The 14,642-nt window shown below is 37.8% G+C and carries 13 protein-coding genes; all 13 read left to right on the top strand.

All coding sequences use genetic code 11. The annotated features are described in order from the left end of the window. The first annotated feature begins 82 nt into the window (after positions 1-82). The 13 genes from rimP to J3U71_RS05995 all read left to right on the top strand — a co-directional run bounded on the left by rimP (position 83) and on the right by J3U71_RS05995 (position 14,504). A complete protein-coding gene (gene rimP / locus J3U71_RS06055; protein ID WP_220232053.1) occupies positions 83-556 on the top strand; it encodes a ribosome maturation factor RimP in 474 nt (157 codons plus the stop codon). An 18-nt stretch (positions 557-574) separates the two neighbouring features. Further along, entirely contained in the window at positions 575-1,819 is a 1,245-nt protein-coding gene (gene nusA / locus J3U71_RS06050) for a transcription termination factor NusA (protein WP_267393097.1), read from the top strand. 18 nt (positions 1,820-1,837) lie between these two features. Continuing rightward, positions 1,838-2,134, top strand: coding sequence for an RNase P modulator RnpM (rnpM, locus tag J3U71_RS06045; protein ID WP_267393095.1), 297 nt, complete (start codon positions 1,838-1,840; stop codon positions 2,132-2,134). 2 nt (positions 2,135-2,136) lie between these two features. Then, positions 2,137-2,448 (top strand): ribosomal L7Ae/L30e/S12e/Gadd45 family protein, encoded by a 312-nt coding sequence (locus J3U71_RS06040; RefSeq protein ID WP_220268064.1) that lies wholly within the window; start codon positions 2,137-2,139, stop codon positions 2,446-2,448. Between the two features lie 4 nt (positions 2,449-2,452). Further along, positions 2,453-5,098, top strand: coding sequence for a translation initiation factor IF-2 (gene infB, locus J3U71_RS06035; RefSeq protein ID WP_267393093.1), 2,646 nt, complete (start codon positions 2,453-2,455; stop codon positions 5,096-5,098). An 18-nt stretch (positions 5,099-5,116) separates the two neighbouring features. Further along, complete coding sequence (locus J3U71_RS06030) at positions 5,117-5,479, top strand: ribosome-binding factor A (protein WP_103751748.1); 363 nt, start codon at positions 5,117-5,119, stop codon at positions 5,477-5,479. Between the two features lie 42 nt (positions 5,480-5,521). Further along, positions 5,522-6,415: a tRNA pseudouridine(55) synthase TruB gene (gene truB / locus J3U71_RS06025; RefSeq protein WP_267393091.1), complete on the top strand. Its 894-nt coding sequence runs from the start codon at positions 5,522-5,524 to the stop codon at positions 6,413-6,415. A 21-nt stretch (positions 6,416-6,436) separates the two neighbouring features. After that, positions 6,437-7,369, top strand: a complete 933-nt coding sequence (gene ribF / locus J3U71_RS06020) for a riboflavin biosynthesis protein RibF (protein WP_267393089.1) — start codon at positions 6,437-6,439, stop codon at positions 7,367-7,369. 138 nt (positions 7,370-7,507) lie between these two features. Next, a complete protein-coding gene (hrcA, locus tag J3U71_RS06015) occupies positions 7,508-8,557 on the top strand; it encodes a heat-inducible transcriptional repressor HrcA (protein WP_267393357.1) in 1,050 nt (349 codons plus the stop codon). 12 nt (positions 8,558-8,569) lie between these two features. Beyond that, positions 8,570-9,163: a nucleotide exchange factor GrpE gene (grpE, locus tag J3U71_RS06010; RefSeq protein WP_267393087.1), complete on the top strand. Its 594-nt coding sequence runs from the start codon at positions 8,570-8,572 to the stop codon at positions 9,161-9,163. An 18-nt stretch (positions 9,164-9,181) separates the two neighbouring features. Then, entirely contained in the window at positions 9,182-11,044 is a 1,863-nt protein-coding gene (gene dnaK, locus J3U71_RS06005; protein WP_267393085.1) for a molecular chaperone DnaK, read from the top strand. Positions 11,045-11,122: 78 nt separating this feature from the next. Continuing rightward, positions 11,123-12,265 (top strand): molecular chaperone DnaJ, encoded by a 1,143-nt coding sequence (gene dnaJ, locus J3U71_RS06000; protein WP_267393083.1) that lies wholly within the window; start codon positions 11,123-11,125, stop codon positions 12,263-12,265. Between the two features lie 262 nt (positions 12,266-12,527). Further along, positions 12,528-14,504, top strand: a complete 1,977-nt coding sequence (locus tag J3U71_RS05995; RefSeq protein ID WP_267393081.1) for a MucBP domain-containing protein — start codon at positions 12,528-12,530, stop codon at positions 14,502-14,504. Positions 14,505-14,642: the final 138 nt, after the last annotated feature.

Genomic DNA, 14,642 nt, shown 5'->3' with positions numbered 1-14,642 from the left:
TGGTATACTTCTTAAAGAAGTTCGAATAAATGATTCGGAGTGAGCAAGTTTTGCTCACTCTTTTTATTACGGAGGAAAGTACTTGGCGAAAGTTAAAGATTCTGTACTTGCAGAGATCAAACCAATCATTGAACAACGCAATGATGAATTTGTAGATATTGAATACGTAAAAGAAAAAGGTCAAAATTATTTAAGAATATATGTTGACCGTGAAAATGGAATTGATATGGACGAAATAGCTGGACTTAGTGAATTAATTTCCGCCAAGTTAGATGAAATCGAGCCTGATCCATTCCCTGATCCTTACGTTTTAGAATTATCTTCTCCTGGTATCGAACGTCCTTTAAAATCTGAGAAGGATTGGCAAAAAGCATTGAATAATTACGTTCACGTTGGCCTTTACCAAAAAGTTCTCGGTGAAAAAGAATACGAAGGTACGTTAAAGTCATTTAATACTGATGAAATCGAATTAGAAGTAAAGATAAAAACAAGGCGGAAACAATTAACTATTCCCCGTAAGTTAATTGCAAATATACGTTTTGCAATTGAATTTTAGAAAGGCTGATTAAAACTTATGTCTAAAGAAATGCTAGAGGCGTTTGCTACTTTAGAAAAAACAAAGGGTATCAAACAAGATGTGATTGTTGAAGCTATTGAGGCAGCGCTTGTTGCGGCATATAAAAAGAATTATAATCAGGCAACCAATGTTGTTGTTGAATTTGATGAACGCCGAGGCGATTTCAAATTAATGACTGAGAAAGTTGTTGTTGAAGAAGTTCACGACGACAGACTTGAAATCAGTTTGAAAGATGCTTTAGCCATTAATAAAGCATACGAATTGGGCGATAAAATCAGATTTGAAGTTGCACCTAAAAACTTTGGCCGAATTGCTGCACAAACAGCTAAACAAGTTATTATGCAACATTTGCGGGAAGCTGAAAGAAACCATATCATTAACGAATATTCACAATATGAAGATGAATTGATTACGGGTACCGTTGAACGTCGCGACAACCGCTTTGTTTATGTTAAAATTGGTAATGTTGAAGCTGTTATGCCAAGAAATGACCAGATGCCTAATGAAACTTATAACCCTCAAGACCAAATTCGGGTACTTGTCACTCATGTTGGTTCTGATACCAAGGGCGCACAAATTACTGTTTCACGGACAGCCCCTGATATGGTTAAGCGTCTTTTTGAACAAGAAGTTCCTGAGATTTACGATGGGACAGTAGAAATTGTTTCGATTGCGCGTGAAGCGGGAGACAGAACTAAAATTGCTGTTAAGTCTAACGATCCAAACATTGATCCTGTTGGTACTTGTGTCGGTCAACGCGGTGCCCGTGTTCAAAACGTAGTTAATGAACTCGGTGGTGAGAATATTGACGTCGTTAAGTATGAAGAAGATCCGTCTGATTTTATTGCTAATGCATTGAACCCTGCAGAAGTTATTGCGGTTCAATTTGGCGATGAAGAAGATGAAAAAAGTGCATTGGTAATTGTTCCGGATTACCAGTTATCGCTTGCTATTGGTAAAAAGGGTCAGAATGTTCGTTTAGCTGCTCGGCTAACAGGCTACAAGATTGACATCAGGCCAGAATCAGAAGTTGAGTTTGTCGATGAAAGCTCAAACGAAGCCAATCAGGAAAATGAAGATGCCGCTTTAAACGATGTAGTAGATGAAGCCGCTGAAGATATTGCTGATTCCGTTTCAGCCGTTGATGATGAAGATGCCGCTACTTCTACTCAAGAGGATGAAGAAACAGAGCAAGATGCTGAACCAACTTCTACTGAAAGTGAAGATACTGTCGACGAATAAGGCAGGGGGTGAACTCTTTTGAAAAAAAGAAAAATTCCGATGCGGAAAGATTTATTAACCAATACCATGCAACCGAAAAAAGAGTTAGTTCGGATTGTAATTGATAAGAAAAAAAACATTTCTGTTGATCCTACAGGGAAAAAGCCAGGACGTGGTGCATATGTATCGCTTGATCCTGACAAAATTGAGCAAGCAAAAGAAAAAGGAGTTCTTGAGCGAAGCTTAGGCGTTAAAATTGCCGCTTCATTTTATGAAGAATTATATTCCTATGTTGATCATCAAAAAGCAAGAAAAGAATTGTTTGGTGATGATTAAAGTTGCAAAATAGACAAAAGGCATTGAATTTGCTAGGACTTGCTGAGCGAGCTGGTAAGCTTGTTTCCGGTTTGGAAATCGTATCAGTTGGCTTAAAGGCAAAAAAAGTTAAAATAGTAATTTTGGCTAATGATAGTCACGCGGATACAAGCGAAAAGCTTACTCGAATTGCTAAGCAAAATGATGCTACTGTCATTTCTGAATTCAGCAGTAGCGAGATATCGCATGCAATAGGTAAAAACCGTAAGGTATTGGGGATTACTGATACAGGTTTTTGCAAAGCGTTAATACAAAAGATAAATGAAGGAGTGTGATTTGATGGCTAAGAAGAGAATCTATGAAATTGCAAAAGATTTAGGCATCGATAATAAAGATGTGGTCAATAAGGCGAAAGACCTTGGCTTTGATGTAAAAAATCATATGTCATCACTAGAGGATTCACAAGTGAATCAGTTAAAGGGTAGTTTCCGTAACCCCGCTCCCGCCAAAAAGCAAGAAAAAGCTGCTAAAAAGAGTAGCAAGATTAAGATTTCTGTTGCTTCCATCCGTAAAAATGAGAAAAAACATGAAGACGGTAAAAGTAATAAGAACAATCGGCACAATAATAACCACCGTTCAAACAACCGCAATCGCAAAGGGCAAGATTATTCACAGCAACGTTCTAACCGAGAACAATCCACAAGAACACAGAAACCCGCTGCACAAGATCTTTTGAAGCAATTAAAACAAAAACAGAGAGTTGAAGAGAGTACGCTGAATCGTCAAACTGAAAGGGCTCGTGAGTCTTATAAGAATAATACGAGTAAACCACAAGAAACTGAGGAAGAAACCAGTGCCAAGAAGCAAGATGTTGTTAAAGTAAAGAAGGTTGAAACTTCTGCTTCTAAAGTGACCGGTCCTAAAATTATTAAGCCTTCGCCAGCTAGAATGAAACAAAACCAAACTGCTACTTCAGAGCGGCCCAAGGCTATCGACAATAATTCTGTTCCAGAACCTGCCAAAGAAGAAAAGCGTCGTGGCAATGGCCATAATTCACGTAATAATGGTAAACCAGGTCGCAAAGGAAAGAATCAAGCATTCGGCAATAACAACAATACTTATTCTAAGCACCAAGAGAAGCGTAAGCGCAAGAATAAGAAACGTCAATATGAACAAATGCCGAAAAAGCAGCCAACCCAAAGAAAAGAGCGTCCATTACCAGAAACTTTAGTTTATGAAGTTGGGATGAATGCACAGGATTTGGGTAAAATTCTTCACCGTGAACCAGCAGAAATTGTTAAAAAGTTATTCATGCTTGGGGTGATGACTAATCAAAATCAATCTTTGGACAAGGATGCAATTGAACTAGTTGCAGCTGAATACGGAATTAATTCTGAAGAAAAAGTTCATGAAGACATGTCTGATATCGATAACTTATATAATAAGAGAATGGAAGCCTCTAAGGAATCTAAGCATCAGATTAAGCGCCCACCTGTAGTCACAATCATGGGTCACGTCGACCACGGAAAGACGACTTTACTTGATCGTTTACGTCATACTCATGTTACCGATCATGAAGCTGGCGGTATTACGCAAAAGATTGGTGCATATCAGGTTAGAATTGATAATCATTTGATTACCTTCTTGGATACCCCTGGACACGCGGCCTTTTCAAATATGCGTGAACGTGGTGCAGAGATTACTGATATTGTTGTTTTGGTCGTAGCTGCTGATGACGGTGTAATGCCACAAACAATTGAAGCTATTGATCATGCTAAAAGCGCTAAAGTTCCAATCATTGTTGCAATCAATAAAATGGATGCTCCAGGCGCCAACCCACAACATGTTACTGAGCAATTGATGAAGTATAATCTTATTCCAGAAGATTACGGTGGCGATACCATCTTTGTTAATATTTCTGCCAAAACTGGTGAAAATGTTGATGAATTATTGCAAATGATTTTACTTCAAGCTGATGTGATGGAATTAAAGGCTGATCCAAAACAAAAAGCTATCGGTACGGTTATTGAAGCTCGGTTGTCTCGTGGACGTGGTCCAGTTGCCGACTTGTTAGTTCAACAAGGTACGCTTCATACTGGTGATCCAATTGTTGTTGGTAACCGGTTTGGTCGTGTTCGGGTAATGACCAATGATCGTGGTCGGCAGGTTGAAAAGGCAACACCTTCAATGCCAGTTGAAATTACTGGTTTGAATGATGTTCCTGAATCAGCTGATAAGGTCGTTGTCTTTGATGACGAAAAGACTGCTCGAAGTGTTGGTGAGCAAAGAGCTCAACAAGCATTACAACAATCACGTGAAAATGTTACTCATGTTACTCTTGATAATTTGTTTGACACAATGAAGAAAGAGAATATGAAGGAAGTCGATGTTGTCTTAAAGGCAGATGTTCAAGGTTCGACAGAAGCTTTGCAACAATCTCTAGAAAAGATTGAGGTAGAGGGCGTTCGCGTTAACATTATTCACGCAGGCGTAGGTGCCGTTAATGAATCTGATGTCACATTGGCTGGTGCTTCCAATGCCTTCATCATCGGCTTTAATGTTCGACCAACGGCAACTGCTAAGTCGCAAGCTGAGGCTGATGGTGTCGATATTCGCTTATATAGTATTATTTACAAGGCGATTGATGATGTTAAGGCAGCTATGCAAGGAATGCTTGAGCCAACATACGAGGACAAGGTTGTCGGCAACTTAACAGTTCGTGAAACTTGGAAAGTTTCTAAAGTTGGAACTATTGCCGGTGCTTTTGTTGACTCGGGTTACATCACACGCGATTCTGATGTCAACTTAATTCGTGACGGTGTGGTCATTTATAACGGTAAAGTTGCTTCACTTAAGCGATTTAAGGATGATGCTAAAATTGTTAAGCAAGGTTTTGATTGTGGTTTGACAATTGAAGGTTATAATGACATTAAAATTGGTGATGAATTAGAAGCAGTTGAACAGCAAGAAGTTAAGCCTAACTAGTTTGACGGGGAGGAAAACATGAAACACAGAGTAGGTCGTGTTGAAGGAGAGATCCTCCGTGAATTAACCAAAATTCTGCGGAAAAATATTCGTGATCCACGCGTAAGCGATGTTACAATTACTGCAGTTGAATGTACTAATGATTTGTCGTATGCAACTGTTTACTACAGCATTCTTTCTGAAAATCCAAAAAAGGAAGAAGAAGCTGCTGCAGGACTTGAAAAAGCAAAGGGCATGATGCGTCATTTGCTTGGTCAAATTTTAACAGTTTATAAAGTGCCTGAATTAATTTTCAAGCGAGACAATTCAGTAAAATATGGTAGTAAAATTGATCGACTAATTGCTGAAGTTAAAAAGCAAGATGAAGATCGAAATAATTAACCAAAAAGCGCTGTTGGGCGCTTTTTTAGTGGGTAAGGTAAAATGATAAATGGAATTTTAGTGGTTGATAAAGACAAAGGCATGACCAGTGCTGACGTCGTCTACCATTTACGCAAAGCCCTTCATATTAGGAAAATCGGTCATGCTGGTACTTTGGATCCCGATGTAACTGGTGTTTTGCCAATAGCAATTGGTCAGGCCACCAAGTTAATTGAATTAATGCATACGCAAAATAAGAAATATGTGGGAACAGCTATTTTAGGCTATGCTACTGATAGCTATGATATAAGTGGTAAGGTTCTCAAAAGTCAGAAGTTGACTGATCCGATTGCAAAAGAAGAAATTGAACAGCAAATGCAGAAATTTGTTGGCCAAATTGAACAGGTACCACCAATTTATTCAGCTGTCCGGGTTAATGGTAAGCATCTATATGAATACGCTCGTGAGGGTATCGAAGTAGACCGGCCAAAAAGGCAAGTGCAAATTTTTGCCTATGATACTATGTCTGAACCGGTATTTGATTCAAAAACCGGTTTTCAAGAATTTGATTTTCAAATTGAATGTAGTAAAGGTACTTATGTAAGATCCCTTGTTAATGACTTAGGCACCCGGCTCGGGGTTCCAGCCGTGATGAAAACATTACGCCGGACTGCAAGTTCTGGTTTTATCATTGATCAAGCGGTTAAACTTGATCAAATTATTGCTCATCCTGATGAAGTGACCAACTTTATTCAACCAATTGATGCCTTTTTTAAGGATTATGAAACTTGTGATTTAACTAATGGTCAATGGCTAAAAGTAAAAAATGGCAATTCAATTCCTTTGAAAACGAATGCAAAAAGGGTTGCATTAAGGTACAATAATAGCGTTAAAGCAATCTATCAAAAGGATGATGCTGTTTATCGCCCTGATTTGATGCTGTTACAAAACGAATAGGTGAAATGAAGGTTATTTATCGTGCACATTATCCATTTAACTTACCCCATCGGCGAAAAGCTATTTCCAACTAATATTATCTTAGCGCTTGGTTTTTTTGATGGTGTCCATCTCGGACACCAACAGTTAATTAAAATTGCCAAAAAAAAGGCAGACAACAAGCACTTGCCCTTGGTTGTAATGACCTTTGACCGTCATCCTAAAGAGGTTTACCAAAATTCACAAGTTACCTATATAGATAATTTAGGTGAAAAAGCCTATAAAATGCAAAAACTTGGTGTTGACTATTTATTGGTCATGCATTTTAATGAGCAATTTTGCCAGTTAACAGCACAAGAATTTGTTGATAACATTGTCGTCAAACTGGGTGCTGACACGGTAGTGGCTGGCTTTGATTATACTTATGGTCCCAAAGATATTGCTAATATGAAAAATTTTCCTAAATTTGCTAGAGGCAGATTTGAAATAATTGATGTTCCGAAACAATCTTATGATGGGCAAAAGATTGGCTCGACGGAAATTAAAAAGGCAATTACTGCTGGTCAGATGGACTTAGCACAAAAACTTTTGGGTGCGCCATATGTTATGTCTGGGACAGTAGGTCATGGTCTGCGTAATGGACATAAATTGGGCTTTCCTACAGCTAATCTAGTATGGGATACTAACAAAGTGGTGCCAAAGGTTGGCGTGTATGCAACCCGAACTAAAATTAAGGGTCAATGGTATGACTCAATGACCAGTGTTGGCTATAATGTAACTATTAATGATAATAAGAAGATTTTTATTGAATCTAATTTATTTGGGTTTAATGAAGAAGCTTATGACGAGGACATGGTTATAAAATGGTACAAGTATACACGTGGTGAGATTAAGTTTGCTAACTTGAACGAGTTAAAAATGCAGATGAAACAAGATGAAGCTCAAATAAAGGCTTATTTTGCGCAGAGAAACTAATAAATTCTTCCGGTTAATTAGAAAACTGCATTTTGTCAGAAAAAGTTTAGCACTCGACTTGACATTCTGCTAAAAACTAGTATCATAATAATTGTTAGCACCTGATAAGTATGAGTGCTAAAAGTGAGGGCGATTTTTATGTTGACCGAACGTCAAGAATTAATTTTAAAGACAATTATTAATGATTTTACGCAAACGCATGAACCGGTTGGATCTAAGACGGTCATGAATCAGTTGCCAATTAAAGTTTCGAGTGCAACTATTCGTAATGAAATGGCTGCTTTGGAAGAGAAGGGATTACTTGAGAAAACACACCTTTCCAGTGGACGCGTACCGTCTACTGAAGGTTATCGGTATTACTTAGATAATTTGCTTGAACCTCTTCAAATCCCTTCGTCTGTTTACCAGAAAATTGTTAGTCAATTAGATCAGCCTTTTCACCAAGTCAACGAGATTGTGCAGGAAGCTGCCAAAATTCTTTCTGACTTGACTAATTATACTGCTTTTGCGGAGGGACCAGAAAATAGTGATTTAACTATTACTGGCTTTCGAATCGTACCGTTATTCAATCGCCAAATTATGGCAATCTTGGTAACCAGTGATGGTAACGTCCATAGCCAAGTTTACAGCTTACCTTATAATGTACATGGTGATGAAGTAGAAAAAGCTGTGCGGATGATTAACGATAAACTCGTAGGAAAAGATTTAAGCGAGATAACTCCTACCTTGCTTAATCAGACTTTAGGTAAAAAGCTAACGAGCAATCATGTAAGCGAACTAATTGATTTAGTTGAAGATGTTATTAACGATGCTGCTAGTGAGCAGATGTATGTTGATGGTCAAATCAACTTATTGAATAATAGTTCGTATGATGATGTTTCTAACTTGCGTTCACTATATGAATTGATTGATCACAATGATTTGATTTCTAATTTTGTTGATGACAAGATTAATTCAGAACGTGGTAAATATCCGGTACGTGTAAGTTTGGGTTCTGAATTGTCAAATGATTTGTTAAGAGATTATAGTCTGCTTACGGCAGAGTATAGCGTTGGCTCCCATGGCAAGGGCATAATTGCTTTACTTGGTCCAAATAATATGCCATATTCACAAGTTATTGGCCTTTTGGAATATTTTAGAAATGAATTGGCTAAGAAACTGCTTGAATATTATGGCAGGTTTAAATAAAGGAGGTTAGCCGTGAGTAAGGAAAAATATGTTAGCGAAAAAGATTTGGCTAAAAAACAAAGTCAAACAAAAAAGGCTAAAAAAGATGAGAAAAACAAAGTAAATACTAAGGCTGACGAGCACAAAGATCAAAATTCTGCAGAAAAAAAGCTTGCGGAAAATTTAGCCAAAGCTCAAGAAGAAAAGAAAGACTTGGAGGATAAATTCCTTCGTAGTCAAGCGGAAATGCAAAATATGCAAAATCGCTACAATAATGAGCGTGCACAATTAATCAAGTATGAATCACAATCTTTAGCAAAGGATGTTCTACCAGCAATGGATAACCTTGAACGTGCCTTGAATACTAAAGTAGATGATGAAGCTTCTAAACAACTTAAAAAGGGTGTCCAAATGACCTTGGATGCTTTGATTAAGGCGATGAAGGATCATGGTATCAGTGAAATTGAAGCTGAGGGAGCTAAATTTGATCCTAATTTACATCAAGCAGTACAAACCATAGAAGCTGAAAATGATGAACAAAAAGATCACGTTGTTCAAGTTTTACAAAAAGGATATTCATATAAAGATCGTACACTAAGACCAGCAATGGTTGTTGTTGCACAATAATTGAAAGGAAGATTATTAATGTCAAAAGTTATCGGTATTGACCTCGGAACCACTAACTCAGCAGTAGCAGTTTTAGAGGGTAAAGAACCAAAGATTATTACTAACCCAGAAGGTAACCGTACCACTCCCTCCGTTGTCGCATTTAAAGATGGTGAAATTCAAGTAGGTGAAGTTGCTAAGAGACAAGCAATCACTAACCCTAACACAATCTCATCAATTAAGCGTCATATGGGTGAGACCGATTACAAGGTAAAAATTGGCGATAAGTCTTATACTCCACAAGAAATTTCTGCCATGATTTTACAATATATCAAGAAATTTTCTGAAGATTATTTAGGTGAAAAAGTTACGGAAGCAGTTATCACCGTACCCGCATACTTCAACGATGCACAACGTCAAGCTACTAAGGATGCCGGTAAGATTGCCGGTTTAGAAGTTAAACGGATCATCAATGAGCCTACTGCATCATCACTTGCTTACGGTCTTGATAAAGATGCCGAAGACGAGAAAGTGTTAGTTTACGACCTTGGTGGTGGTACGTTTGATGTTTCTGTATTGCAATTAGGTGATGGCGTCTTCCAAGTTCTTTCGACTAACGGTGATACTCACCTTGGTGGGGATGACTTTGATAATAAGATTATTGACTGGCTTATCAAGAACTTTAAAGATGAAAATGGCGTTGACCTTTCTAAAGACAAGATGGCTTTACAACGGTTAAAGGATGCTGCTGAAAAAGCTAAGAAAGATTTATCAGGTGTATCATCAACTCATATTTCTCTTCCGTTCATTTCTGCTGGTGAGTCTGGTCCTCTTCACCTTGAAGCTGACTTAACTCGTGCTAAGTTTGATGAATTGACTGCTGATTTAGTTGATCGTACCAAGGTTCCATTTGATAATGCTTTGAAGGATGCCGATTTAACTGTTGGCGATATTGATAAAGTTATTTTAAACGGTGGTTCAACTCGTATACCTGCTGTTCAAGAAGCAGTTAAAAAATGGGCTGGTAAGGAACCTGACCATTCAATCAACCCAGATGAAGCTGTAGCTTTAGGTGCCGCTATTCAAGGTGGGGTTATCTCCGGTGATGTTAAAGATGTCGTATTACTTGATGTTACACCACTTTCATTAGGGATTGAAACAATGGGTGGCGTCTTCACTAAATTAATTGAAAAGAACACCACAATTCCAACTTCAAAGAGCCAAATTTTCTCAACTGCAGCTGATAATCAACCAGCGGTAGATGTTCATGTTTTACAAGGTGAACGTCCAATGGCAGCTGATGACAAGACTTTGGGTCGCTTTGAGTTAACTGACATTCCTGCTGCTCCTCGTGGTGTACCACAAATCCAAGTTACATTTGATATCGATAAGAATGGTATCGTTAATGTATCTGCTAAGGATATGGGTACTGGAAAAGAACAAAAGATTACTATTAAGAGTTCTTCCGGCTTATCTGATGAAGAAATTCAAAAGATGCAAAAAGAAGCTGAAGAACATGCTGAAGAGGATAAAAAGAAGAAGGAAGAAGTCGATCTTCGCAATGAGGTTGACCAATTAATCTTCTCAACTGGAAAGACCTTAGATGAAGTCAAAGACAAGGTATCAGATGACGATACTAAGAAGGTTAAAGATGCTCTTGAGGCTTTGAAGAAGGCACAAAAAGATAATAACTTGGATGAAATGAAGGCCAAGAAGGATGAATTATCAAAAGTTGCTCAAGATTTAGCCGTAAAATTATACCAAGCTAACGGTGGAGCTCAAGGTGCTCAAGGTCAAGCTGGTCCGCAGGCAGGCCCACAAAACCCAGGTTCACAAGATGGCGGCTCTGATAATGGCTCTGCTGGCGAAGGTGAATTTCATAAGGTAGACCCAGATAAATAAAGGGTTTATAATTGAATAAATTAGAAAAGAACTGCCGCATAAGTAGTTCTTTTCTTTTGTAAAGTAAGGAGCTTTTAGATGGCACAAGAAGATTACTATGATGTGCTAGGCGTTGATCGGAATGCCAGTGATAAAGAAATTAACTCTGCTTACCGTAAACTAGCTAAAAAGTATCATCCAGATATCAATCATGAACCTGGTGCAGAGGAAAAATATAAAAAAATTAACGAAGCATATGAAGTTTTACATGACCAACAAAAGCGGGCACAATATGACCAATTTGGTTCTGCTGGCGTAAATGGTCAGGGCGGCTTTGGCGGTGGAGCCGGTCAAGGATATGGCGACTTTGGTGGCTTTGGCGATTTCGGCGATATTTTTAATGATTTCTTTGGTGGTGCTGGGGCTTCGTCACGTCATGTTGATCCGAAGGCACCAACTCGCGGAGAAGATCTTGATTATACGTTAACAATTGACTTTATGGATGCGATTAATGGCAAGAAAACACAAGTTTCTTATACTCGCAGTGAAACTTGTCCAACTTGCAAGGGTAACGGTGCTGAAAAGGGTACTCAACCTGTTACCTGTGACAAATGTGGTGGTACGGGAATAATGACCGTTAGCCAAAAGTCAATGATTGGTGTAATTCGGCGGCAAACTACCTGTGATAAATGTCATGGTCGGGGTGTCATCATTGAGCATCCATGTAAGACTTGTCATGGTAATGGCGTTGTAGACGGTAAAAATACCATTGAGGTTAATATTCCGGCTGGAATTGATAATGGCCAACAACTCCGTTATGAAGGTCAAGGTGAAGCAGGTAAAAATGGTGGACCTTATGGTGATTTGTACATAAGCTACCGGATTAAGCCATCTAAAGAATTTGAGCGTAGTGGGAACACAATTTATACTACCGTACCGATCTCATTTGCTCAGGCTACTCTTGGTGATGAAATTACGGTTAAGACAGTTCATGGTGATAAGAAGTTAAAGATACCAGCAGGTACACAACCCAATAAAAAATTCACTATCCGTGGTGAAGGTGTTCCTTACCTTCGCGGTAATGGCAACGGTGATCAGATTACTACTATTCAAGTCCAGATTCCAAAAACGATCAACGAAAAGCAAAAGCAAGCTTTAGTGGACTTTGTTAAAGCTGGTGGCGGCTCAATCACTCCCCAAGAAAAAGGCTTTTTTGAAAGACTAAAAGAGAAATTGCAGTAAAGTTCTCTAAAAATAATAAAATTATCTTGCGTTTATTTTTAATATAATTATTAAAAATTGACAATCATAAAAGAGCATCAAACTTTTGTATTTTGTATAGTTTAATGCTCTTTTAATTTCCCTTAATATATTTAGAGTTACGTAATTTATATTAATAAAATACTTTTTTAATAGAGAAAAAAGATATATAATTCAATTATATTAAGTATTAATAAATGGTGGCAGTTTGATATAAGAATATTAAAACGGAGTGATATATAGAATGAAAATTAGTAAAAATGGTCAAATGGAGAAAACAAGAGCAATCAGAAGTAGTATGATTGTTGGTGCATCCGCTGCTGTCCTATTAGGACTATATCTTAATAAGAATGTGGTTGAGGCAGACAGTTTGACTGGTGACCAAAACATAATGCAATCTTCAATTAAGGCAGATACTAAAAAGGGAATTTCTGTTAGTCAAAGTGCCAACCAAAATAGTCAGGATGATGTAAACTCTACAAAAAAAGAATCAGCTGTTAGTAAAGAAAGCACTACAAGTGAGCTAGACAGCAATTTGCAATCAAATACAACTGAGTCGACTTCGAACGAGGCAACTAATCAGGCAACAGTCAAAGCAAGTGATTTAACTAGAGCAAAAATTCGCGAGGTTAGTTGGATTGGCTTGAAAGCGACTTTTGATGATGAAAATAAAGAATTAACTATTTTGGGAGGCACAAATGATCAGCCGGTAATATTAGATAATCCAGCAGGGGAATTTCGCTCTTGGGACCCCTTTTATTGGTATGATAATTTAACTAAAAATAGTATAGAAAAAATCACAATAAATGGCAAAATCAGAGTTATAGGTGATGCAACATATCTTTTTGGTGATTATGATAATTTAAAAATGATTTCTGGCTTAGAACAACTTGACACAAGTCAAGTAACTAACATGTCATACTTGTTCAATAATGACAGTAGCTTGACTAGCCTAGACGTGAGTCACTTTGACACGAGTCAAGTAAAAAGTATGGTCTTCATGTTCTGCGATTGTAAGGGTATAACTAGCCTAGACGTGAGTCACTTTAATACCAAAAATGTAAGCCAAATGGACGGAGTATTTGTTGATTGCAGTGGCTTAACCAGTCTAGACTTGAGAAGCTTTGATACTAGCCAAGTAACTAGTATGTATGATATGTTTGACAGCTGTAGCAGCTTAACCAGCCTAGATTTAAGTAGCTTTGACATGAATAAAAATGATAATGATTATAGGATGTTAACCCGTCTTTCTAGCCTAAAAAAAATAGTGCTGGGACCAAAATTTAAATTTAGACGAGACCGTTGGGGAGATACCGATGATATCGAGCATAAATTTTGCCAGTGGATTAATGTAGGTGACGGAACAACTGAAAATGCAAGGGGAAAATCTAGGACTTTATTGGATATACTACTAAATTATAATGGCATAACTGATCATGGTACTTATATTCACGTTGGAACCGTTAGGGTTTACTATTGTGATGAAAATTACCGAAAAATTGCTGATCATCAGGATTTCATGGGTGAACTTGGAACAAGCTATATCAAGGTAGGGCAAAAAGACCTGCCGGGTTATACCCTCAAAGAAATAAAGGGCGATAGTACTGGCACGTATACCGATGAACCGAAAGAAGTAGTCTATATTTACACGAAGAACCCAGTAAAGCCTGCGGAGCCAACAACTTCAACCATCACTGTGCACTATCAAGACGAGCAGGGCAATAAAATTGCACCGGATGAAATTTTAAGTGGCAAAGTGGGAGAAAGCTATCAAAGCAAGCAAAAAGACCTGCCGGGTTATACTTTCAAGGAAATAAAGGGGAAACCAGTTGGCTACTTTACCACCAGCGAGCAGATGATAACTTATATTTATATTAAAAATGAAGTAGGTAGTGAAGGTCAAGCAAGCATTACTTTAGGTGTAACTAGACGAAGGGATCAAACTAAGGAAAAGTCAAAAAAGGTTGATGGTCAAGCATTGATATCTAACCGGCTTAAGACAGGTAAGATTAAAAATTTAGTTGTAGTACGTAATAAAAAGATTAAGATCAAACAATTAGCAACTAAGGCCAGCTCAAGCAGTAAACAAAAACAGGATGTGAATTTGCTTCCTCAAACAGGAGCAGATCAAAAGCATATCGCCATTTGGACAATTTTAGGCAATCTAATGCTATCGATCAGTTACGTATTAGGTGGCTTATTAAAGCGGCGAAAAAAGTAAAGGACAAAGACTGTTTTAAAAAAAATAAGTAATTAGAAAGAGCATCAAATAATTGCATAGTTTGATGCTCTTTCTTTAAATGATTATTTTAATAAACGGCAAGAAGTGGCTACTTTAAAAATTAAAGTAAGAAAAAGA

Source organism: Lactobacillus sp. B4015, assembly GCF_026536055.1.
GTDB classification, from domain to species: domain Bacteria; phylum Bacillota; class Bacilli; order Lactobacillales; family Lactobacillaceae; genus Lactobacillus; species Lactobacillus panisapium.
This window is presented reverse-complemented; position numbering and strand designations above follow the sequence as displayed.

Bases quoted from the DNA above. Each gene is read 5' to 3' on its own strand.
- nusA (WP_267393097.1), top strand. From the start codon at position 575: ATGTCTAAAGAAATGCTAGAGGCGTTTGCTACTTTAGAAAAAACAAAG.
- infB (WP_267393093.1), top strand. From the start codon at position 2,453: ATGGCTAAGAAGAGAATCTATGAAATTGCAAAAGATTTAGGCATCGAT.
- J3U71_RS06030 (WP_103751748.1), top strand. From the start codon at position 5,117: ATGAAACACAGAGTAGGTCGTGTTGAAGGAGAGATCCTCCGTGAATTA.
- truB (WP_267393091.1), top strand. From the start codon at position 5,522: ATGATAAATGGAATTTTAGTGGTTGATAAAGACAAAGGCATGACCAGT.
- hrcA (WP_267393357.1), top strand. From the start codon at position 7,508: ATGTTGACCGAACGTCAAGAATTAATTTTAAAGACAATTATTAATGAT.
- dnaK (WP_267393085.1), top strand. From the start codon at position 9,182: ATGTCAAAAGTTATCGGTATTGACCTCGGAACCACTAACTCAGCAGTA.
- dnaJ (WP_267393083.1), top strand. From the start codon at position 11,123: ATGGCACAAGAAGATTACTATGATGTGCTAGGCGTTGATCGGAATGCC.
- J3U71_RS05995 (WP_267393081.1), top strand. From the start codon at position 12,528: ATGAAAATTAGTAAAAATGGTCAAATGGAGAAAACAAGAGCAATCAGA.